Origin of the sequence: Actinoallomurus iriomotensis (assembly GCF_030269445.1) — a bacterium.
Lineage (GTDB): Bacteria > Actinomycetota > Actinomycetes > Streptosporangiales > Streptosporangiaceae > Actinoallomurus > Actinoallomurus iriomotensis.
In genome coordinates this window covers 165,069-186,549 of record NZ_BSTJ01000013.1, presented here as the reverse complement: position 1 = coordinate 186,549, position 21,481 = coordinate 165,069, and the positions used below count along the sequence as shown (strand labels likewise).

Annotated in this window: 17 protein-coding genes and 2 pseudogenes; 11 read left to right on the top strand and 8 right to left on the bottom strand. The window is 68.0% G+C overall.

Annotation, left to right across the window (positions count from 1 at the left end; translation table 11 throughout):
* Nucleotides 1-3: 3 nt before the first annotated feature.
* The 4 genes from QSK37_RS41595 to QSK37_RS41580 form a co-directional block, all read right to left on the bottom strand.
* The gene (locus QSK37_RS41595) at nucleotides 4-1,653 is read right to left on the bottom strand and encodes a hypothetical protein (RefSeq protein WP_285632543.1); all 1,650 of its coding nucleotides are present in this window, start codon (nucleotides 1,651-1,653) and stop codon (nucleotides 4-6) included.
* Between the two features lie 337 nt (nucleotides 1,654-1,990).
* A complete protein-coding gene (locus QSK37_RS41590; RefSeq protein WP_285632542.1) occupies nucleotides 1,991-3,325 on the bottom strand; it encodes a hypothetical protein in 1,335 nt (444 codons plus the stop codon).
* Between the two features lie 913 nt (nucleotides 3,326-4,238).
* Nucleotides 4,239-4,496 carry a MafI family immunity protein gene (locus tag QSK37_RS41585; protein WP_285632541.1) on the bottom strand — a complete coding sequence of 86 codons (258 nt, stop codon included), beginning with the start codon at nucleotides 4,494-4,496 and terminating at the stop codon, nucleotides 4,239-4,241.
* A gap of 163 nt (nucleotides 4,497-4,659) precedes the next feature.
* Nucleotides 4,660-5,115, bottom strand: coding sequence for a hypothetical protein (locus QSK37_RS41580; RefSeq protein WP_285632540.1), 456 nt, complete (start codon nucleotides 5,113-5,115; stop codon nucleotides 4,660-4,662).
* Between the two features lie 644 nt (nucleotides 5,116-5,759).
* Here QSK37_RS41580 and QSK37_RS41575 point away from each other — a divergent pair.
* Both QSK37_RS41575 and QSK37_RS41570 read left to right on the top strand, forming a co-directional pair.
* Complete coding sequence (locus tag QSK37_RS41575) at nucleotides 5,760-6,992, top strand: MFS transporter (RefSeq protein ID WP_285632539.1); 1,233 nt, start codon at nucleotides 5,760-5,762, stop codon at nucleotides 6,990-6,992.
* A gap of 94 nt (nucleotides 6,993-7,086) precedes the next feature.
* Nucleotides 7,087-8,433 carry a B12-binding domain-containing radical SAM protein gene (locus QSK37_RS41570; RefSeq protein WP_285632538.1) on the top strand — a complete coding sequence of 449 codons (1,347 nt, stop codon included), beginning with the start codon at nucleotides 7,087-7,089 and terminating at the stop codon, nucleotides 8,431-8,433.
* A 24-nt stretch (nucleotides 8,434-8,457) separates the two neighbouring features.
* Here QSK37_RS41570 and QSK37_RS41565 read toward each other — a convergent pair whose 3' ends face one another.
* Both QSK37_RS41565 and QSK37_RS41560 read right to left on the bottom strand, forming a co-directional pair.
* Entirely contained in the window at nucleotides 8,458-8,820 is a 363-nt protein-coding gene (locus QSK37_RS41565) for a hypothetical protein (RefSeq protein ID WP_285632537.1), read from the bottom strand.
* Nucleotides 8,821-8,856: 36 nt separating this feature from the next.
* Nucleotides 8,857-9,624, bottom strand: a complete 768-nt coding sequence (locus QSK37_RS41560; protein WP_285632536.1) for an HD domain-containing protein — start codon at nucleotides 9,622-9,624, stop codon at nucleotides 8,857-8,859.
* A 143-nt stretch (nucleotides 9,625-9,767) separates the two neighbouring features.
* On the opposite strand from QSK37_RS41560, the gene QSK37_RS41555 reads away from it, so the two are divergent.
* The 5 genes and pseudogenes from QSK37_RS41555 to QSK37_RS51925 form a co-directional block, all read left to right on the top strand.
* Nucleotides 9,768-10,085, top strand: coding sequence for a hypothetical protein (locus QSK37_RS41555; protein ID WP_285632535.1), 318 nt, complete (start codon nucleotides 9,768-9,770; stop codon nucleotides 10,083-10,085).
* Between the two features lie 12 nt (nucleotides 10,086-10,097).
* Nucleotides 10,098-10,487, top strand: a complete 390-nt coding sequence (locus tag QSK37_RS41550) for a YbaB/EbfC family nucleoid-associated protein (protein WP_285632534.1) — start codon at nucleotides 10,098-10,100, stop codon at nucleotides 10,485-10,487.
* A 55-nt stretch (nucleotides 10,488-10,542) separates the two neighbouring features.
* The gene (locus QSK37_RS41545; protein WP_285632533.1) at nucleotides 10,543-13,926 is read left to right on the top strand and encodes a phosphotransferase; all 3,384 of its coding nucleotides are present in this window, start codon (nucleotides 10,543-10,545) and stop codon (nucleotides 13,924-13,926) included.
* Nucleotides 13,919-14,998 carry an outer membrane protein assembly factor BamB family protein gene (locus tag QSK37_RS41540; RefSeq protein ID WP_285632532.1) on the top strand — a complete coding sequence of 360 codons (1,080 nt, stop codon included), beginning with the start codon at nucleotides 13,919-13,921 and terminating at the stop codon, nucleotides 14,996-14,998. The genes QSK37_RS41545 and QSK37_RS41540 overlap by 8 nt, the downstream gene beginning before the upstream one ends.
* Before the next feature lie 5 nt (nucleotides 14,999-15,003).
* A pseudogene (locus QSK37_RS51925) lies at nucleotides 15,004-15,415 on the top strand (IS982 family transposase); the annotation flags it as partial.
* A gap of 242 nt (nucleotides 15,416-15,657) precedes the next feature.
* On the opposite strand, the gene qcrB reads toward QSK37_RS51925, so the two are convergent.
* Entirely contained in the window at nucleotides 15,658-17,019 is a 1,362-nt protein-coding gene (gene qcrB, locus QSK37_RS41525) for a cytochrome bc1 complex cytochrome b subunit (protein WP_432705649.1), read from the bottom strand.
* Between the two features lie 252 nt (nucleotides 17,020-17,271).
* Here qcrB and QSK37_RS41520 point away from each other — a divergent pair, with 252 nt between their 5' ends.
* The 3 genes from QSK37_RS41520 to QSK37_RS41510 all read left to right on the top strand — a co-directional run bounded on the left by QSK37_RS41520 (nucleotide 17,272) and on the right by QSK37_RS41510 (nucleotide 19,767).
* On the top strand, nucleotides 17,272-17,613 hold the full coding sequence (locus QSK37_RS41520) for an AraC-like ligand-binding domain-containing protein (protein WP_285632524.1): 342 nt from the start codon (nucleotides 17,272-17,274) through the stop codon (nucleotides 17,611-17,613).
* A gap of 66 nt (nucleotides 17,614-17,679) precedes the next feature.
* Nucleotides 17,680-18,318, top strand: a complete 639-nt coding sequence (locus tag QSK37_RS41515; RefSeq protein ID WP_285632520.1) for a peptidase inhibitor family I36 protein — start codon at nucleotides 17,680-17,682, stop codon at nucleotides 18,316-18,318.
* 1,086 nt (nucleotides 18,319-19,404) lie between these two features.
* The gene (locus QSK37_RS41510; RefSeq protein ID WP_285632517.1) at nucleotides 19,405-19,767 is read left to right on the top strand and encodes a YciI family protein; all 363 of its coding nucleotides are present in this window, start codon (nucleotides 19,405-19,407) and stop codon (nucleotides 19,765-19,767) included.
* Between the two features lie 296 nt (nucleotides 19,768-20,063).
* Here QSK37_RS41510 and QSK37_RS41505 read toward each other — a convergent pair.
* Nucleotides 20,064-20,889 (bottom strand): annotated as a pseudogene (locus QSK37_RS41505) (IS5 family transposase).
* Between QSK37_RS41505 and QSK37_RS41500 the strand changes: the two are divergent.
* A complete protein-coding gene (locus QSK37_RS41500) occupies nucleotides 20,791-21,285 on the top strand; it encodes a hypothetical protein (protein ID WP_285632936.1) in 495 nt (164 codons plus the stop codon). The pseudogene QSK37_RS41505 and the gene QSK37_RS41500 sit on opposite strands and share 99 nt — an antisense overlap.
* The last annotated feature ends 196 nt before the right edge of the window (nucleotides 21,286-21,481 follow it).

The window sequence follows — 21,481 nt, the reverse complement described above, 5'->3', positions numbered from 1 at the left end:
CGGTCACTCGCCGGCCGCTTTCAGTAGCTCGGGGAGGCTGCCGTCGAAGGCGGGCAGCGACCGCCACAACGCGGGCCAGAACCCCGCCGGAGCCGCCCGCGCCGCCGCCTCGACCAGGCGGGAGCAGTGCTCGATGACGGCGCCGGGTGTCTCCGGGCGGCACGCGTAGGCCAGGAGCGCCCTGGCCGGGCGGGTCGTCCTCACCAGCTCGCCGTCGTCCAGGAAACCCTCGGCCCGTACCCGGCGGAGGAGAGGCCGGGAGTCGGGCGTGCGGTGCAGCATCGTCACGATCACGCGCGCCGCCGCCCGGCTGTGGGCGGCCAGCAGGAAGAGGTCGCGGGCGGGCAGGTCCTCGACCAGGGCCGCGGGCAGCCCTTCGCGGGCGGCCAGGACGCACAGCACCGGCTCGCGGAACGGCGTGTCGTGGTGGGCGAGGACCAGCCCGTGCCACGGCGGCGACCCGTCCGGCCCGTACATCGCCGTGAGCAACGCCTCGGCCTCGACCGCGCCCGCGCAGGCGTGGAGCGCCCCGGCCAGGTCCGTCACCGCGCCCGGGCGCGGCAGGCGGGCCGCGAGCAGGCGGCGCAACGTCACGTCGTACCCGGCCCTGCTCTCGTTGACCTGGTCGAGCATCCAGTTCAGCCCGTGCGCCCAGGCCCGCGTCGCCGACGTGGCCATCGCGCCGTACGTCCAGCGGGCGAAGACGGGCCGCGGCGGCACTCCGGCGGCGACCAACCGGTCCACGACCATGCCGGTCAGGTACTCCCGGGTCCGCAAGCGCGCCAGGTCGCGGTCGTACATGTCCTCCAGGACCGGATCCGCGAGCCCCGCGATGACGTCCGCGAGCACCGCGTCGGGCGCCTGAGCGAGAACACGCAGGTCGGCGCGGCCGGGCTCGTCCGGGCGATCGCCGAGCCGGTGAGACGGGTCGGCGTCGGCCGGCGGGGGCTCGGGCCGACGCGACGGGGCGGTCCGGGCGGTCGCGTCCGGGAGCCGGCTAGGACGACCGGGCTCGTCCGGACGGTCACCGAGCCGGTGAGACGGGGCAGCATCGGCCGACGGGACCTCGGGCCGACGCGACGAGGCGGTCCGGGCGGTCACGTCCGGGAGCCGGCGGGGCAGGTCGTCGTGGGCCGACGGGGTCTGGATCCGGCGGAGCAGGCCGGTGAACGTCCCCGGATGGGACGGCAGCGCCGCGGCGGCGGCCGGCCAGCCGTCCCGGTCGTCGTGGAGCCGGCTCCGCAGCAGCCGCCCCGCGCACTCCCAGAACGCCCGCGCCTCCCGGTGACCGTTGTGGTCGTACCCGGCGACGGCCCGGACCAGAAGGTCCAGGCGCGGGGTGGTGAGGATGAGCTCCTCGACCGTCTCCTCGGTGAGCACGCGGCGGAAGAACCACGGCCGCATCTCCCCGATGCGTGTCAGGGCCGCCCGCCAGGCCCACGGCGGAACGGCCCGCCGCCGCGACGCGAGCCGCCCCGCCACGAGAGAGTCCCACGGCGTGAGCAGGGCCCGCGTCAGGGCGTCGGGACAGTCGGGGTGCGCGATCAGAGCCCGTCGCTGCGACCGTTCGAACGGCTCCCGCCGATGCTCGCCGGCGAGCGCGTCCCAGTCCGGTCGCCGTGCGGCGGACAGGACGGCATCACATTCGAGCACCGTCCCGGCGGCCCGCAACGACCGCCCGAGCCCGGCCCCGAGAGATGACGCGGCGGAAGACGGCGGGGCGAAAGGCGGCGCAGCGTAAGACCGTGCGGCGGGAGGCCCGGCCGTACCGCGGGGCTCGGCCGGTTCTCCCGGATCGAGGCCCTCGGCCCGGAGTTCCGACGACGCGCGGTCCCGCAGGTCCGGCGGAAGGAGTGACACCAGCCGGCGAATGGTCTCCGCCGTACCACCGAGGCCGTCCTCCGCCCGGTCGGCCACCGCTCGTCTCCCCTCGCCGCGTGCCGGGCGCGGCTCGGCCCGGCATCGCGATCCTAGGGATGTCTCCTCGGCGTCACTGGACGACGAGGCCCTCGCGGCCGTTCAGTTTCTGGGCCTTCACGTGGAACGTGCCGGTCAGCGGGCCCGTGTCCAGCTGCAGGCGGTTGTCCGACAGCTTCGACGTCTTGTGCTCCGGGTCCAGCGGCACGATCACGTACTGGTGGCCGTCCACCGTGCCCGTCAGCACGGACGCGTCCTTCGCCGTCAGCTGCCCGGACGTGAACCGGAACGTGCCGTTCAGGCGGGCGAGCATCGCGTACGGCACGTTCTTGGTCGTGTAGTAGCCGCCCGTCTCCAGGTCGCCGGTGGCGGTCTCCAGCGGTACGAGCAGCAGCGCGTCGCCGCTGTTGTTGTACGCCCGCACCAGCGGGTTGAAGCGTGGGATCAGGTCGCTGTTCTGCTTGGCGAGCTCGTCCTGGATCGCCTGGCGCAGGCCGTCCGACGGCTGCTCGGCGACCGGCGCGACCCCTTGCAGCAGCAGCGCGAGCGGCGTCTGGCCGCCCTGGGCGACCTGTTTCTGCCAGGACAGCGCGTGCTTGTCCTTCTCCTTCTTGTTGTGCTCCTGCGCCTGGTCCAGGAGCAGGCCGGCGAGGGCGCCGAGCGGCGCGGCCTCGCCGTCGACGGTCAGGCGCCTCGGATCCAGGCCCTGGTCGAGCGGCTCGAACCCGACGTGTTCCCGTATCTCGTCCGGTTTCGTACGGTCCGCGCCGCCGACCATGGCCGAGGCGACGGCGTCGAAGTAGCCCGCCGCGCCCTCGGACGCGTCGGTGGTGGCGGCGTGCTTCGCCTCGTCGGCGTACTCCTTCTGCCACTTCTGGTACCAGTACGCGGCGTTCGCGAGCCGCTGCTGCTTCTGCTTCGGATCGTGGTAGGCGGCGACCACATCGTTGTAGATCATCGCGCGGTAGAGCCGCGGCGTGACCGCGAGCGGGTACTCGGTGCCGCGCATCGGATGCCGGTCCAGCGCTCTGCCGCGCTGCTGCCACGAGTGGAACAGCTCGTCGGTCGCCGCCCCGAACAGGATCGCCGACAGGCTGGCGTGCTCGTCCTTGGCCTCGTCGGTGTACGAGGAGTCGGCACTGTTGATGACGACGGTCGGATGCCCGTCCCAGTTGGTGTAGAGCGAACCGGACGACGGGATCTGGACCTTGTGCTTGGTGAGGTCGGCGGGAGTGAGATTCTCGACGCCGTCGACACTGATGAGCCGCGCCGTACGCCCGTCCCCGATGACGATCCGCTGGTCCTTCAGCACGACGCCGGGCCAGATCTTCCCGGCCTCCGGCCAGACCTTGGCGACATAGGCCTGCATCTCGGTGGCGACCGGCGCGACGGCCGTCGCCTTGGACACCGGGGCGGCCTTGTGAGAGCCCCCCGCACATCCGGCGACGGCGAGCACCGCGGCCAACCCACCGACGATCGCCGCCGCACTGCGGCGTCCGGTCCCGATCAACACTGCCTAACCCCCCGCTGCCGACGACCTGGGCCTCGGGGGGTGCTGCCCAACCTTGCCTCGCGATCATTCCCCGTGCTCGCGCCCCATAACGCCATGACCCGGCGAACCCTTCGTCCACCGAAGGTCCGACGCGGGCCTCAGCGCCCAGTCCCCCAGCGCCAGCGCACGATCTCGGCGACGTGGAGGCATTCGAGGATCACCAGGGCGCAGCCGTGACATCGGCAGAGCACTCTGCAGACCGACCGCGCCGACGCAACCGAGTAGGGGTGATTGTCGCGACACCACCACACGGGGAACTCGTCTACCGCTGGCCGCTATCCCCGCCTCGGGGACGCAACGACACGCAGGAGCAATCATCAAGCGTGCCCAGCTAAGCGGTAGCGCACCGCAAGGGAGTCGAACTCCGAACCCGCGGATTAAGAGTCCGCTGCTCTCATGTCAGATCGGTATTCTCGCTGTCGGGTTATGCCGGTTCGTACGTGACTCCGTTGGTTCGGCGGCCGGATCGTGTGACTTCGTGACGGCACGTACCGCGACGTACGAGCACCCACGGAGCACCCATCATCCCCGACATGGTGGTCAGCAAAGCCGGATCGTCGCGACAGCTCAGCGCGAGGCAGCGGGAGGCATCTCGTGGGCCGCGTCCCCGGCCGGCTTGACTCCAGGCGACAACGCTGAGTCGCGGACTTCAGCCACATGGCCACGTGGGCCGGGATCATCTATGTCGCGATCGTCAGTTGGCCGGCCGCGACGAGCAAGCGCGAGCGTCACCGGTTCCGGCTGTCGTCACCTCATACTCCTCCTAGCATCAATCGGTCACAAGCTCATCAAGTCTTTCCACCGCTTCGGGCTCGCCCAAATCGACCGACAGCCGGAGGAGGCGTTGATAAAACTCGCGCGATATGGCAAGTGAGTCTTCGTACATCCAGGAGCAGAGAGTATCAAACGCGAGCCCTATCTCACCCACATAAACCAACTGCTTGACGTCAGCACGTACGTCACCTCTAACAATTGGCGCTTCACTCAATAGGGCCATTATATCCGCCTGCGCCTGCCCGAAATCCACAACGTCACCCGATCAGAAATTTCATAATTACCCTATCCGACCTGGTTCATATACTGGAGTGAGCGCCACATCGGCGGACAGGGCTTTGGTCGCTTCATTGTTCCGCGATGTGATCGCCCCTGCTGGTGGGCCCATGTGTGACGAGACCCTGGTGGTCCTCGCCCTACCCGCAGGCAGGTCTGTGGAGCGGGTCGGCGGCGAGGAAGGCCAGGTGGGCGGGGACGATCACCGCGAGGGTGACCTGCCGGTACCATGCGGTGTGCACGAACTCGGCAGTGGCAGCCTCGTTCTTAGCCGTCTGGAACAGCTCTCGGTAAAGTTCAACGACTTCGACACCCCACCGGGAGCCGGCCACCCGCACCAGCTCGGGCAGGCCGACCCGGCGGGTGGCCAAACACCGATAGAAGGCAAGGTCGGAGGGGTCGGGGTTTGAACGGCGGGCCAGCGCCCATTCGGTGTCGTCCAGCGTGATCGAGGCCCAGTAGTAGAACCGGTGATCGTTGGCGCCGCCGCCGTAGGAGTACCACTGCCATGACGTGGCGTCCAAAGCGAGGGCGGCGCGGTCAGCGCGGGTCTCGGCGCCCGCCAGCATCAGCGGGTGGCCACACGAGACCGCCATGACGTGGTTCAGACCACGGCTGCGGCTCCGGCGGGGCTCCTTTCTTCGACGAACCCTTCGTTCACCAGAAGTACAACCTGGCGATTCTCACACACTCGGCCGCTTTCCAAAGTAAGGCCTTACCACCCTGGCCAACTTGAGCTGGATTGCACGCAGTATTCGAATGCTCGACGAGTCACTGAATCCTGTGGTCGCCGACCATTCCCACCCCGAACCCACAAGATCGCTAACAAAAGCAATCTCTGCGGCCAGCAATACGCGCGCCCAAACCGATAGCGAGCTCATCGCTGCATCGAGCCGGACCACCCCATTCCAGGAGTGCGCGCCGCAGCCAGGCGACCTCGTCCTCGCGGGCGGATGTGCTGCCGGGCGAGAGGTAACCGGTCGGCCAGGCGCTGCGCACGGCGACCGACCAGTCGACGCGGATCGCCGGCTTCGGGCTCGGCGGAGCGGCGGTCGCGCTGCTCGACCCGGAAGACTGGCCATCAACGCGGCTACGTTCTCCGCGTCCGCAGTGATCACAGGGTTCGGTCTGCACCGACGTCTAACACTGTCGGACGTTGTTGACACTCGGGGTCACCGATGATTTGGTCCTGGGCCGCCCGATTTGCTACTGGTCGCTCTGACTGTTGATCATGGCGGACATGTTCCTTGAACCGTATCGGCGAGTGCTGGCGATCCCAGGGACCAAGGCGTTGCTGCTGGTCGGCGTGATCGGTCGAATTCCGATAATCGCTGTTTCACTGACTCTGACCCTGTACGTGGTCGGCGACCTGCGATTGGGCTTCTTATCGGCGGGCCTGGTCGGCGCGGCGGCAACCGCCGGGCAGGCGGCAGGTGCTCCGTTCGCCGGACGGTTCGTGGACCGGTACGGCATCCGTCCGGTCGTTGCGGTCACCACGTGCGTTCAGCTGGTCTTCTGGCTTTCGGCCGGATCTCTCCCGTACGAGGCGCTGCTCGCCGGCGCCTTCGTCGACGGAATGCTGATGCTGCCGGTGTTCAGCATCATCCGCCAATGCTTGGCGGTGGTGGTACCGGCGGAACGGCGCCGCACCGCCTTCACGCTCGACTCGATGCTCGTCGAGGTGAGCGCCATGGTCGGGCCGGCCGTCGCCGTAGCCGCCAACACCGCGATCGGTGGCAGCGCGACGATGGCGCTGGTCGGCATGGGTATGACCGGATCCGGAGTGGCCCTGTTCGTGGTGGACCCACCGACACGAGCCGGACACGGTTCGAAAACGGACTGGACCGCGCCTCCCCGTCGGCAGTGGATGACTCCAGCGCTGTTCGCCCTGCTCGCGGTCGCGTTCGCAGTCGCCTTCATGCTGACCGCGATTCAGCTCGACATCGTCGCGGCGATCAAGGCCGACGCGGCCACTCGATGGACCGGTCTGGTCATCGCACTGTTCGGCCTGTCATCCCTGGCGGGCGGATTCGCCTACGGGGCGCTGCCCCGTGCGCTCTCGCCCCTGCTCCTGACCGGATGCATGGCCGCGCTCACCGCGCCGGTCGGGCTGGTCGGTTCCTGGCAACTGCTCACCCTGGCTCTCATCCCGGCCGGATTCCTCGGCGCCCCTGCCATGACCGCCACCATTGACGCCCTCAGCCAACGCGTGCCCGCCGCCGCTCGCGGCGAGGCCGTCGGCCTGCACAGCACCGCGCTCACACTCGGCCTGGCCGCCGCAGGGCCGATCACGGGTTACCTGATCGACGGCTGGGGCACTCACTGGTCGCTTGCCGTCACCGGTCTTTCGTGTCTTCTTCTCATGATGTTGAGCCTTCCGCTCTGGCGACGCTCGAAGGCTGTTGAGACCGGGGTGGAGCGCGACCGATTCGGCAGTGCCGACGAGTCGTCTGAAGCCATTGGTATCAGCTGACCCATCCGCACCAAGGACATCAAACTGGACGGTTACTTCACATCTGCCAGAAAAGTCTTGTAGTTCCTCGGTTGCTTGTTTAGCATCGCCGTCAATGCTCCGGATCGCCACACGGAAGGGAGTCTACGTGAACGTCGTATTACTCTATCCCGAGGTATACGATATGGCGCGGTTCAAGGAGAATCGCAAGGAGTTCCCACCCTTCGGCGTTCTTTATCTCGCAGCGGCGATTCGAGACGCCGGCCATCATGTCGAAATCCGGAAGGTGAACAAGAACGGCCCCGTGCACGACCTACGGGGCTTCGACGCCGTCGGCTTCAGCCTGTCATCGTCGGCCACGTACGGAATCATGCTGGCGGCCCGCGACACCGCGCTGATCGACGACGGTGCCCTGATCATGACCGGAGGGGTTCACGCGAATTTCTATCCGGAGGAAAGTCTGCGGGACTTCCGTGCCGACATCGTTTCGTACGGTGACGCCGACGAGGCCATCGTGGAGATCCTCGCGCACTGCCACGATCGGCGGTTCGAGTCGGTTCCCGGTGTGCTTTGGCTCGATGATGGAACGTTGCGACGGAATCCGCCGAAGCCGCCGTCGAAGGACATCAGTCATCTGCCGCTGCCCGCACGTGACCTCCTTGACGTGGAAGACTTCGTGGTCAACGACCGGCTGGGAGACTACGACATCCCCATGGCGCATGCGATGTTCAGCCGCGGATGTCCGTTCCCCTGCGCCTTCTGCGCGGCCGGAAGGACTCGGATCCAGTACCGCAACGGCGACAGCGCGCGCTACGAGCTCGAGCACCTCGTCTCCGAGTACGGCATCGGCGGGTTCGCCATCGTCGATGACAACTTCATCGTCAACAAACAGCGCGTCCGGGAGATCTGCCGCAGGATCGCCGATCTCGGTCTGCGCTGGACCGCGCTGTCCCGCGTCGACACCATCGACCCCGACCTCCTGCAAGAGATGGCCGCCTCGGGCTGTATCGAGGTGAAGTACGGGGTCGAGTCCGGCAGCGAGCGGCTCCTGAAGGCAATGAAGAAGCACACCACGCAAGAGCACATCACCAACGCCATCCAGTGGACGGTCGACGCCGGAATCGAACCGAAAACTTTCATCATCCATGGCTACCCGGGAGAGAATCTCGAGACGACCCGCGAGACCATCGATCTGCTGGACAAGTTGAGCGACAAGATAGCCCGCGTCTCCCTGTTCAGATTCGTCCCGCTACCCGGCACCTACGTGTACGACAATCCCCTGGAGTTCGGCGTCCGCGGCACTCATCGCGCTCCAGGCTGGGACGGTAACTGGGAGAAGTTCCAGATCCTTCACAACAACCGCCACTGGTGGGGCACTGACAGCGAGTTCGCCGAACTGGAGGCGGCCTACCTGGAGATCGAGACCTTCATCGAAGCAAGGTGGGGAAAGCAGACGGCCTGACTCCTCGCCGGACCGCCCTGCCCGCTACTCTCGGACGTCCTCTGCCTGGTCTCGCCCGTCCACCGTGTGCATCTTCGCGCGGAGTGCCGCACGAAAATCCACACCGGCGGCCTGCGCGAGTATCGCTGTACAGATCATGACGTCCGCGACCTCGCCCTCAAGGGCGGTCCGGCTGAACTCCTGCCCCTTGTCGCGCCTCTGCAGCTTGCTCCGGCCGAGTAGCTGCGCGTGCAGCTCCCCGACCTCTTCGACGAGCTTGGCGGCCTGCATGTAGATGAACAGGTCGCTGTGGATGTCGGCAGTCGACCTATCCGCGATCAGGCGCGTCTGGCGATGCGTCCACGCACTGAAATCGTCGAAAGACAGATCGTCCGGTCCGTCGGGCACCGGCCGATGTTAACAGAAGCCACGGACCCGTGGCCGCTACAATTCCGGCAGGTCCTCGAGCCGCCACTCGGCCACGAAGTCGTGCACGAACGCCTCGATCACCCGATGCCGTCTTTCGGCGAATGATCGACCGCTCTCGGTGTTCATCCGGTCCTTCAGGAGAAGCAGCTTCTCGTAGAAGTGGTTGATCGTGGAGCCGTCCCGGGCCAGGTACTCCGCCTCACTCGCATGCAGGTGAGGTGCCTGGTCGGGATCGAACATCGCCTCGCCTTTCACCGCCCCGTACGCGAACGCCCGGGCTATTCCGATCGCCCCCATGGCGTCCAGCCGATCAGCGTCCTGGACCACCATCCCCTCGATCGTGCGCATCCTGGAAACGCTGCCGGCGCCCGTGAACGACACATTGCGCACGACCTCGGCCACCGACCGGGCGCACGCCTCGCTCTCTCCCAGATCACGCAACAGGTCGTATGAGACCCGCGATCCCTCGTCCAGGTCGCCGCCGTTGAACTTGTAGTCGGACACGTCGTGCAGCAACGCCGCGAGCTCCGTGATGTACTCATCAGCGCCTTCTCGCCGCCCGAGCAGGAGTGCGAGCCCTCGGACTCGTTCAACGTGCCACCAGTCGTGGCCTGACGAATCAGAATGCAGGCGACTTCGAACGAACGCGGCGGTTCGCTCGATCACCTCTCCCCTGTCCAATACAACTCCCGCAGCCTGCTGGAATCGGACACTGACAATGCCCATTTTCGGACAGTCCGATGACCCTTGGAATTTTTTAGAAGCGTACAACGCGACTGACACGACACTGGTCCTCTAGGAATGGAGGGCCGGCCACCCCTACTATCAAACCTCTGACCGCTCTGCACATCGATACCATTGACGGGCCGAAAGTTTCCGCGCGGTGGTCACGACCCACACGTTCTCATGGGTTCGAGGGGCAGAACATGTTGAGGCTGATAGTGCTACGGGCCGGCGACGGCGCACAGGTCGGTGCCGCCAAGTCGCCCGACGCGGGGGCGCTGAGAGCGAGCTCACCGTACGTTCGGCAGATCGTCGAGCATGCGATCGGAGGACGGCTCGACGAGGAGGGCTTCGCCCGGCTCGCCGGCTGGGCCGACGGTGATATCCGCATCGTCGCGGACCAGGCGGACGACGTGCCGCCACCGATCGTGTTCGACACGCCGACTGGCCGGATCGAGGTGGCGTCGGACCCTACATCGGCAGAGGTCGAACTCCTCATGCGGACTCGCCGGCACCGGTGAGAAAGGCGGAGCGTGGACGAGGAACTGCGAGCGTCGCTGGAGGAAGCGGCTGAGACCCATCGGCGGCGCATGGCCGGACTCGGCCGCTTACGGGCCGAGTTGAAGGACCTGAGCGTCACGGCGCGTTCGCGTGACGGTCTGGTGCAGGTCCGCTTGGGTCCGGGCGGCCGGGTGCGCGACATCCGGTTCGAGCCGCAGGCGTACGAGCGGCTCAATCCCCAAAGACTCGCCGCCACGGTCATGGAGCTGATCGACAAGGCCGCTCGTGAAATCACCGAGCGAGAGAGGAAGGTCGTCGCCGAGCACATGCCGGATTCCCTGGCCGAGCGGCTCAGGCAGGCCGAGGACGATCTTTCCAAGTACTTCCCGACGGGACCGGCTGCCTCAGAAGAGAGGAAGTGAGGAAGTGGCCGGTTACACGGCTCGACCTCACACGTGGGTGATCGCCGGGCGGGGGATGTCCGATGCCTCGGACAAGCTGGCGAAAGCCGTAGACGCCCTGTGCGACGAGCAGGGCCAGGTGGGAGCGTGCTGGGGTACCGACCAGTTCGGACGGGCGTTCTTCGACGGGCAGGACGGGGCCACGGGATATCACGAGGTACGTGACCGCGTGCTGACCGAGCTGGAGACGATGGTCAACCTCGTACGCGCCACAGGGGAAAAACTCATCATCGCGGGCCGCACGTACCGGGTGGCCGAAGAGGCGAGCACCGTGGGTTCGGCGCTGCCGGCGCACGCGGCCGACAAGGGCGTCGCCGCGCAAGACCCTTACCATCTGCCGTCGCTCGCCAACACCCTGCCTGTCTCCGACCCTCCGCCCTCCGGTCTCACGTGGGCGATCGCCCTCCTCGAGCGAGTGTTCGAGATGGCGATCGGGGGATGCGAGTATCCCGACGGCAACGTTGGAGATCTGGCCCGGTTGCGCACCGCCTGGCAGGACGCAGCCAACTCGATCATCGAGGTGGCCAACGACGTCAACGGGCACAGCCGCACGGTCACCATGCACAACGCCGGCGACACGGCGAAGAATTACGCCTCGTTCGCGGCGGCGCTGGCCGGCGCCGGCGACGAGGGCGGCCTGATCTGGCTGGCCGTGGTGTGCGGGAGCATCGCGAACGCGGTGGATTTCCTGATCAGGCAGAAGAACGCGGGCAGAGACCAGTTCATCCGCTCTGCGGAGTTCGTCGCAGCGACGGTCATCGCCGGGTTGTTCCTGTCCTCGATTCTGGGTCCCGAGGCCGAGGGAGCGGCCATGGCGGCCGTCGAGGCCGAGGCACAGTCGCTCCGGGCCGTCCTGTTGTACCTGGCCAAGTCCGTCGGTACGGGGATGTGGTTCGGCGGCGGCCTGGATCTCATCGCGCAGGGCACTCGCATGGAGTACGGCCTCCAGGACGGCTTCAACGTCGGCGAATTCGTCAATGGCACGGTGGCGGGTGGTGTCGCCGGCGGCACCCTGGGGTGGATCGCCAGGGGCGACAACCCCTTCACCGCCAAACTGGCCGGCTGGATGTCGGCCGACGGCCCGAAGGGCTTCGGTGCCCGGCTGAGCATCAACTGGACGGCCGGCACCGGCGTCATGGCCGGTTCCGAGGCCATCGCGAACGACGGACACGTCGATCTCGGCCGTGACCTGGAAGCCGGGTTGGGCATGGCCCTGCTGGGCTCCTTCTCGCACGGAGGCGACTCCGGTCCCAGGCTCCCGAAGGTGGAACTGTCCGACGGCGGCGTCCCGGAGCCCACCCACGGCCGTACCCCTCCCGCCGACTCGGGAGGCGGACTCCCGATCTCCGACACCGGCGTCGGTAAGGATATTGACGTTCAGCCGGTGAACCACGGGTCACAACCCGGGGCCGCGACCGGGCCCGAGACGAGTACCGATCCAGGGACCGCGACCGGCGCGACCGAGCCACAGACCACGCCGTCCGCCAGTCCCACCCCGGAGCCACAGACCACGCTGTCCGCCGGTCCCACCCCGGAGCCACAGACCACGCTGTCCGCCGGCCCGGCCCCGGACCATGGTCCGGCCGCCCCCCACAGCGACCCGACGGTCTCCACCGCGGATCAGCCGCGGCACGTCACAGGCGAACCGCAGGTGCAGCCCCCCGCGGCGGGACCCCCGGCCGGTGAGGGAGTCGGCCCCGCGCCGCGCGGACCGGACGCCGGCGCTGGCCCGTCGAACCGCATCGCGAACATCCTCAACCCCTCAGCAGCCGGAGAGACCAGGGCACCGCGGCCGAACGTCTCCTCCGCCGAGCCGCAAGCCCGCGTAGCGGACGTTCCGGGCACGGGCGGGCAGTCTTCCGTCGTCGGGTCCGGCCGGCCCACCGACCCGAGGCAACCGGTGCCGCAGGAACGGCCGGTCGCGCCGGACGACCGGGCGTCCGGTGCGGCACCCACGACGGGCGGTGGCCAGGCTCCCCCGGCGGCCGTGGGCGACGCGATCCTCGATCAGCCTCGGCCCGGCGGAGAGGCGACCCGCCACGAGCCGGCCCACCAGAGACGGGATGGAGTGTCCGACCCGTCGCATCCCGGCACGGACGGTGCCTCCCCGCTCCACGCACCGCTCAGCGACGCCGGAGCGCCGGCCGACGGGTCCGGCGCCGCCGCGGAGCAGGGAGCCGCCGCCCTGCGCAGCGAGTCTGGGCAGATCGACCCGCAGGCGCTACGAGACTGGGTGGACACGCTCCCCCGCCTGCCGGACATCACTCCGGACCTCCACATGACGCCCGACGGCGCCCTCAGCACGGCCGCGGGTCCGGGCGGCGTGTACGACGCGGTCCACGACACGGTGCGCGATTTCGGCGCCCGGTCGGTGGGCCTGCCCGCGGACCAGATCCAGCCACACCGGCTCGGCGGCGACGGACCCCAGGGAGCGTCGGGCGCTCCGGTGATCTTCATCGACCATGTGCCGGAGCCCGGCGTACGGGAACGGGTCGCGGTCACCAAGATCTTCCCTGACCTCGACGAGTTCGCCAAGGAGCTGTCCGGACTGCACGGCCTGCGTGATGGACGGTTCACGAAGTTCGACGTGCCGGAGACGCTCTCCGTCGGGATCGCCCGGCTCTCCGATGGATCGGAGGTCGGAATCGGGACGTTCTCACTGGCGCGCGGAGACTCGCTGACCAACCTGATCCAGGCGGTACGGGACGCGCCACCGGGCGACCGCGCCGCGGCGTTCGCGACGGCGCACGAGGGAGTCGGCGAGATCGCCGGAGCCCTCGCCGAGCTCTATCGGCTGACCTTGCGGCCGGAGCGGTCGCCGTCACCTGCGTACCTGCAGTGGTACCTCGACACGCTGCGCGGGCAGGCCGACCTCATGCTCCAGCATCCAGAGGTCTTCGAGGCGCGACGGATCGACGTCGAGGGGCTCCACGCGTCCGTGCGACAGTCGATCGCCCAGTTGGAAAACGATCCCGGCGCGGCGTCCGCGCTGCACAACGACACCAATCCCGGCAACCTGTTCTATGACCCCGCGACCAAACGGGTCACGCTCATCGATGTCTCCCGGGCACACGAGTCGGTGGACGCCGCCGGAGACGGCATCGGCGCTCCGGCCCACGACCTCGGCGAGCTCAAGGCGTCGCTGGAGGTCTTCTCCCGCATCCTCGACCTTCCCAGGGCGGAGAGCCATGCTTTATGGCAGCACTTCGAGCAGTCGTTCGCGCTGGCCGGCGGCCCGGGCATCCCGCCGGGTGCCGTACGCGCCTTCGAGACGTGCAGTGCCCTGCTCTTCGCGGGCCTGAACAGGCCTCTTCCGGCGGGCCTGCCGCGCGAGGTGGCGGAGGCCCAGCAGGCCGCCGCGGTGGACATTCTCCGGGAGTTGGGAGCGCAGGGTGGGTGACGTTTCGGTTCAATGGTCCGTGCCGCTACCGGACGGCCCCGACGGCACGCTGCTCGCGCTGCCCGAGGGCGGCTGCCTGGTCGCCGCTGGCGGATTCGTGGGGCTCGCGAGGCCGCCGGGCGAGTTCCGCGTCCTGGCCGAGGCGGAGACGATGGTGCGCAGCGCCCCGGTACTCCTGCCGGAGCGCCGGTTCGCCCGTGCCGAGGATGGGTTCGTGGTCGTCCGCGACCGTGAGACGGGCACCACCTGTGCGCGGTGGCGCGAGACGATCGTCACCGAACTCGCCACCGCACCGGACGGCGACCTCCTCTATGCGCGGTGGAGCAAGCAGGACGGCGACGAGCTGACCAAAGCGGCGGCGGACGGCACCGTACGCTGGCGGCGCTCCCTGACCGGGCGGGCCGGTGCCGCGCCCCTGGCCGTCAACGAGCTGATCGTCGCCGCCGACGGCGCCACTCTGCGGGCGTACGACGCGGAGGGCCGGGAAGGCTGGGTGGCGAGCCACGTGGGCTTCGGAACGCAGCCGCCGCCGACGCCGTACGACGAGGTGACCAGACCGCTCGCCGAGTTCGGCGACGACGTCGTCGTGGCGGAGCTCCGGTGGTCCGACGATGGGGGGATCCACCTGTTCGACCTGCGGGAGGAGACGGTACGACGGCTGGAGCCGCCGATCGCCGTCCACCATCCATCGACGGCTCTGCCCGGCCGCGGAGTCGTGGCGATGGGGCCGACGACGATCGCCGGCGACGGCACGACGACGCGGCGGGTCGTACTCCTCGACCCGTCCGGTCAGGTGTCGTGGACGCACGAGCTGACGGTCGAGCCACGGGCGCTCCTGGCCACGCCGTCCGGTGACGTCATCCTCGGCGCGAGTCCCGACCTCGACTACTGGGAGAAGTACCACCGCTGGTACACACTGTCGGCGGAATGCCTCCTGCGGTGCCTGGCCGGAGACTCGGGCGCGGAGCGCTGGACGTGGCGGCCCGGCGAGCCGCTCACGTACCAGCCGTCCGTCGACGCCGCGGGCACGGTGTTCGCCGCGGGTCGTGGCCGGTTGTGGGCTCTCGCATGAGCCGGTGGAATCCCCCGGCGCTGCTCCGTACGGAGACACGGGTGCGGTGTGGCGCCTCGCGTGTCACCGTCGACCGCTCGCTGCTGGGCGAGATCGCCGCCTACGGCCGCGACATCTCCCACCACGCCTTCTACTGGGGCGCCAAACTCATGCTCATCACCACCGCCGAAGGAGTCGTGACGGCCTTCAGCCTGGCCAACCCCAAAGAACTCGACGAACGCAAACAGGCCCTGCACCTGCTGCACGTGACCCCGATCGCCGCAGGTGCCTGCCCGGTGGTGCCTTGAACGCCACAACGCCCGCACCATCGACGGGCTATGGGCCCGCACCAGCCAGCGCGCCCTCAACGCCGCGATCTGGCACAACCGGCTGATCAACGCACCCGTCAAGCGCTCCCTGATCGCCTACGACCATTGACCAACACACATATCCCATCAACGATCTAGGCGATCACCATCACCGACGCCCTGGATGCCGCACTGGCCGGCCGCCGAAGTGACTGCCCACCGGCAGAGAAATGACCGTGTTCAAGACAGAACCACCCGCAAGTTCACGTGGTCGTTGTCGGCGGGACTGGCGGGTCTGTGTAGCCACAGCGTCGAGAATGCCCAGCTCAGCACGAGTGCGCCGCCAAGGACTTGAACCCCGGATGCCTGAGGTCAGGCTCGGATGGCCGACCCGGCGCTCTCGTCGCGCCCCGGTGAGCGCGTGATCTCCTCGAAGCCGCCGTTCGGAAGCTGCCGGAGCAGTCCGGTCTCGATGCCGTGTTCCCTCCTGTGGCGCTCTTGTTGTTGCAGGCCGAGACAGAGTCTCTGGGTGACGGCGAAGGCCAGGAACGGTCCCGCGATCACGGCGACGCGGAAGAAGAGGGTGAGGGCGTTCAGCGACAGGTCGAAGTGGGTGGCGATCTGGTCGTTGGCGGCGGCGGCCCACAGCAGACCGTAGAAGGTGATCCCGGCCGCGCCGATCGCGGTGCGGTTGGCGTGGTCGCGCGGGCGGTCCAGCAAGCCGTGCGGTTGTCCGTCACCGGTGAAGCGTCGTTCGATCGCCGGGTAGGCGGCCAGGAGGGTGAAGAAGCAGCCGGGGACGACGAGCGCGGGGACGAGCACGGCGAGGCTGAGCGGGTGTCCGAACACGGTCGGTTCCCAGTTCGGCATGATCCGCAGTGCGCCGTCGAGGAAGCCCATGTACCAGCCGGGTACGGCACCTGAGGTGATCGCGCCGGGCTCGAAAGGGCCGTACAGCCAGATCGGATTGACCTGGACCGCCTGCCCGAGCAGGGCCAGGATCGTGCAGCTCGCGCAAAACAACGCCCCGGATGAGGCCAGCCGGACCCGCCGGTCGATGCCGACGGGGTGCCGGTCGGAGAAGCGCGTGTGGCCATGTCGCCGTACGAGCCGGTACCGCAGGACCAGCAGCCCGAGCATGAGGACGGTGATGAGGAGATGGGCGCCGTACAGGTTGGGGATGATCCTGTCGCCGGGGAAGTCGCCGCCGAACAGCCAGAGTGACAGGTAGCTGCCGACCACCGGGATCGACAGGACGATCCCCTGGATGAGACCGAGGCTGCCGCCGGAGAGCTGGTCGTCGGGCAGTACGGTGCCGGTGACGCCGGCAGCCATGCCCAGCACGAGCAGCGTGACCCAGATCAGCCAGTTGGCCCCGCGCGGCCGGCGGAACGCGCCGGTGAAGAACAGGCGCAACAGCTGCAGCAGCACCGCGGCGACGAAGATGAGGGCGGCCCAGTGGTGGATCTGCCGTACCAGCAGGCCACCGCGGACATCGAAGCTGAGATGCAGTGTCGACGCGTAGGCCTGGCTCATGCCGACGTCACGGAGCGGAGCGTACGTGCCGTGGTAGACGGTCCTGCCCATCGACGGTTCGTAGAAGCACGTGAGGAAAGTGCCGGTCAGCACCAGCACGACGAACGCGTAGGCGGCCATCTCCCCGAACATGAACGACCAGTGGCCTGCGGCGAAAGTACGGCCACCTTCCCGCTTCGACCGTGACCTGAGAGTCATCAGCCTCCCCCAATCTGCCGGTATCTCGCTGATATGACTGATCGGAGGAGGCGTTTGTGACGTCGCAAGCCCAGGGAGTGTCGCAGATCACGTCACTGCGGCAAGATCACACGACGTGACGGACTCGGTGGCCTTCCACACGAATACGTGCAGGCCGCATAGGCGTAGCCGAAAATCTGGGCGGAAAAGGCGATCGCCACGCTGATCCTCACCAACCGGTCCAGTGAAACCTGCTACCTCGTTCAGGCATCCTTGCTGACCGCGCCGTCGCTGACGATCCGGCGCACGCCCCGGCTGATCCGCCGGGCCGACCCGGAAACCCTTTTCGTGACCTGCACCGTTCGCGGTCACGCCGTCGGAGAGCAAGCCGGTCGGCAGGCGGATCTGCGTATCGGGGATCTGATGCTGCGCGACAGCTCGCGTCCCTACCTGACCAGGTTCGGGTCGGGCGATCCCGCAGGGGGCCGGTTGCTGTCGTTGCAGTTCCCGCGCTCGATGCTGCCGTTGCCCGAGCGGAGCGTACGGAGGCTCAGCGCGGTCCGCATCCGGGGCGACCGGGGCATCGGTGCGTTGGCCTCGCAGTTTCTTCTGTAACTGGCCCGGTCCCTGGAGGAGTTCAGCCCGGCCGAGGCGGCGCGGGTCTCCACCCTGACCCTTGATGTGCTGACCGCCGCGTTGGCCGGCGCGCTGGACGCCCACGAGTCAGTGCCGACCCACACCAGGCGGCGTGCTCTGATGGCACAGATCCACGCCTTCATCCAGACCCACCTGGGCGATGTCAACCTGCCCCCGGCCGCGATCGCCTCAGCACACCACATCTCCCTGCGCTACCTGCACAAGCTGTTCCAGCAGGACGGGCGCACCGTCGCGGGCTGGATCCGAGAACGCCGCCTCGAACAGTGCCGACGCGATTTGACCGATCCCCACCTGGCCGCATCATTAATGCCACGACGCAGCGTGCCGATCGCTCTCACCATCGCTTTCGGCGCGGCGCTCCTGTCAGGCGCTCAGGCGGACGCCGCGCCATCGACCAGCGCAGCGGTGACACCGACTTGCACCTACAACCGCGTTTGCTTGTGGTCACAACCCTTTTTCCAGGGGTTCAAGAACTCGCAGGCTCCGGCCGATCCAGGAAACTGCCAAAACCTGCCGATCACCGCGCATTCCGTCTGGAACAACACGCCGTACACCCAGCGGTTGCATGCCACTTGGCTCTGCATGCGAGGCAGTGTCCTTATCGCGCCTTTCCAGCAGGTGACGGACCTGGGCACCGGGCGTAGGGGACTCGGCGCGTACTGATCTGGCATCCGGACGGGCACGCTCGGTAGACGGGGAAACGCGCGGGCCCGCCCATCGGAGGGTCGGGCATGCACCGCCGGCTCGCGAAGCGGCGCGGGCCGGCGGTGCCGCACGCAGAATGCTCGGCCAGGGCCACCAGCCGGATCTGCGAGTAGCCGGTACGACCGTGGTTGCCGCGTTGTTCGGTGAGGTGGGTCAGCATCCTGGAGTTGTCGGCACGGTCAGGGTGGTGCCGTCGATCGCGCAGACCAGCAGGCCACGCCACCGCGTTCCTCGCTGCCCCATCGGAGGCGGCACGGGAGAGGTCTTGCGGGTGGCGTTCGCTGGCGCCGTGGTCACGTTGGTCGAGCGCGATGACCCGATACCGGGGACTCAACCTCTGGCACATCAGGTCCCATCCACCTGCATGGCCGGCCGGCTCGTGCAACAGTACGATCGGCTGTCCCGATCCGCCCCAGTCTCGACAAACCAGCCGGACGCCGTCTCGCACCACCACGGGCTCGGACCACGCCAACCTCGGCCCCATCCAGGATCGGCTGACTTCGATCACGCCGTACAAACCTTGGTCGCTTGCTGAGCCGACAAACCGTCGAAGCAAGGCCCCCGGCGCGGACCAGTCCGTGGCGACCGAGGCGAGGACGGCTGCGGCGACGCCGTGCTTCCAGACTGTCTGTCGTTCGGCAGCTGGGTCGACGCGCTGGGGGTTACGCGGGTGGGGATCTGCGTCGTGGACATGTCGGGCTCCGTTTCCTCGGCAGCCCGCCCGGTGCGACCGCTCATGCCCCTCCACGAACGGGCGGGTCCGGATCCGACAGGTCGCGAGAAGATATGTTCTACGGGTGAATGCGTGGTTGACGCAGCACCAGCGCGAGTCCCGGCCGTGACGCCGGCGCAGCCAGTCTCGTCGGCGCTGAGCCTGCACACGAGCGTCCGGTGCTTCTGCGGCAGGACGTCGAACGAGCAGTTCGCTTATGAGGATCCCGATCGCAAGGTTTTCCGTGGCAGGTTGTCGCATCGACGGAATGCCGTTCGTAATGGGGGTAGACGGCGGTCATCCGGACCGCCCAGAACTTAAGGAGAAGCGGGATGACGCACTACCTGTTGACCGTGCACGGCCCCGCCGAGATAAATGAGTTCGGCAACTACGGCTCCAAGGAGGAGATGGAGGAGGCGTTCGCGGCGACCGGCGCCTTCAATGACAAGCTTCGTGCCGATGGCTACTGGGTCTTCGCCGGTGGGCTCGCGCCGGCATCGACGGCGACCGTCGTCGACGGCCAGGGTAAGACGCCGGTGATGACCGACGGCCCCTACCTCGAGACCAGGGAGGTCATCGGGGGTTTCTGGGTCATCGACGCACCCGATCTCGACGTGGCGCTCAAGCTCGCGGCCGAGGGGTCTAAAGCGTGCCGGGGCAAGGTCGAGGTCCGTCCATTCGACGGCCTCGCCTGAGCCGGCCCGCCCGACGACTGTTCGATGCAGGGCGGAAAGGCGGCCGTCGAGCGGGTCTTCCCCGCGAGGAATACGGCCGCCTGATCGCCTCGCTCGTCCACCGCTTCGGTGACATCGACATCGCGGAGGAGGAGGCGGAGCGACGACGCCGGCATCTGATCGGCTTCGCGTACGAGCGGATCAGCCCAGCGAACCGCCACAGGTCTGCAGGGCTGATCGCCACTGCCGCCGGTACCGGGCAGCGAATCGCCGTTCCACCGTCTGAGAAGGACGATTCGGTGCCGCCCTTAGAGGTCCTAACACATTGTCTTGTTGAGGCGTCGCCAGCAGATGATGGTGCTGGCGAGGGTCATGAAGGCTTCGTGGATGTCGTCGCGGATCTCCCAGCGGACGCGTAGTCGTCTGAACCAGTGGAGCAGGGCAATGGTCTGCTCGATGACGTAGCGGTGGGTGCCCAGGCCTGAGCCGTGGGGTGTGCCGCGGCGGGCGATCAGGGGCTTGATGCCTTTGGCCCGGACGAGGCGTCGGTATTTGTCGTGGTCATAGCCTCGGTCGGTGAGGAGTGTGTCCGAGCGTCGGCGTGGCCGGCCGACCTTGCCTCGTACCGGCCCGATCGCATCGATCAGCGGCATCAGCTGAGTGATGTCGTTACGGTTCCCGCCGGTCAGCGTGACGGCGAGGGGGATGCCGTTCCCGTCGCTGATGACGTGGTGTTTGGAGCCCGGTTTGGCGCGGTCGACCGGGTTCGGACCGGTTCTGGGCCGCCTTTGAGCGCCCGCACATGTGAGCCGTCGACCACCGCCTTGGACCAATCCAGCTGATCAGCGGCCTGCAGTTCGGCCGGCAGCAGTTCGTGCAGCTTGTCCCACACCCTGGCCTCATGCCAGTCCGCAACCGCCGCCAGCAGGTCATGCCTGAGCCGAACCCCAGTTCCTGAGGCAAGAACTCCCACGGGATCCCGGTGTAGAGCACGAACAAGATCCCGCACAGCACCTTGCGGTCATCGATCCGCTTGCGCCCCGGATGGTGCTTGCGCCGTTTGATGACCGGCAACAGCGGTTCGATCCGCTCCCACAAGCCATCGGAGACGAGCCAGGGCTGACCAGGGTTCCGCTGCCCGATATCGCCACTCCCGAGGGAGCCGAGACCAGCCTGCACAGCGTCACAGCGCTCGCTTCGAACGACGTCTGGGCGGTCGGCGACTACGACTGGCTCCCCACCGACGGGCAGCCACGGCAGTACCGCTCGGTCGCCCTGCACTGGGACGGAACATCCTGGACCCGCGTCCTGACGCCGGACGGCCGGCACGCGGTCTCCGGCGTGACCCCGGACGGCGCCGGCGACGTCTGGATGGTGCAGGACACCCCGGAGGTCGCACCGATGTTCGCCAAGAAGGAGCTCCTGCACACTCACCTACCCGTACAGCTACGACTGGCGCGGCGCCGCCCTACACCCACGACTGATCCCGGATGCGGGAGCGCGCCTACCTCGCAGCGCCGAGGCTCACCTGCCACCTAGAAAACGACATGCTGCGAACGAAGGCATGTGCGTTTGGTTCGTGTCCCCCGCCGTACTGAACCCCCATCTCGCAAGACTGGCGCGCGCCCCTCAGCGTGAGCCGCCCTGACGAGAACTGCCGAGTAGGGCAACACTGTCCCCAATGATCAGAAGACCGAAAGGCTGCATTCCCTTGTTCTGTGCGCCCTGCAGGGGG

Excerpts from the sequence above, each read along its gene's own strand:
- qcrB (WP_432705649.1), bottom strand. The coding sequence starts at position 17,019 with ATGACTCTCAGGTCACGGTCGAAGCGGGAAGGTGGCCGTACTTTCGCC.
- QSK37_RS41500 (WP_285632936.1), top strand. The coding sequence starts at position 20,791 with ATGGTGCTTGCGCCGTTTGATGACCGGCAACAGCGGTTCGATCCGCTC.
- QSK37_RS41580 (WP_285632540.1), bottom strand. The coding sequence starts at position 5,115 with ATGGCGGTCTCGTGTGGCCACCCGCTGATGCTGGCGGGCGCCGAGACC.
- QSK37_RS41510 (WP_285632517.1), top strand. The coding sequence starts at position 19,405 with ATGACGCACTACCTGTTGACCGTGCACGGCCCCGCCGAGATAAATGAG.
- QSK37_RS41555 (WP_285632535.1), top strand. The coding sequence starts at position 9,768 with ATGTTGAGGCTGATAGTGCTACGGGCCGGCGACGGCGCACAGGTCGGT.
- QSK37_RS41575 (WP_285632539.1), top strand. The coding sequence starts at position 5,760 with ATGTTCCTTGAACCGTATCGGCGAGTGCTGGCGATCCCAGGGACCAAG.
- QSK37_RS41570 (WP_285632538.1), top strand. The coding sequence starts at position 7,087 with ATGCTCCGGATCGCCACACGGAAGGGAGTCTACGTGAACGTCGTATTA.
- QSK37_RS41545 (WP_285632533.1), top strand. The coding sequence starts at position 10,543 with ATGTCCGATGCCTCGGACAAGCTGGCGAAAGCCGTAGACGCCCTGTGC.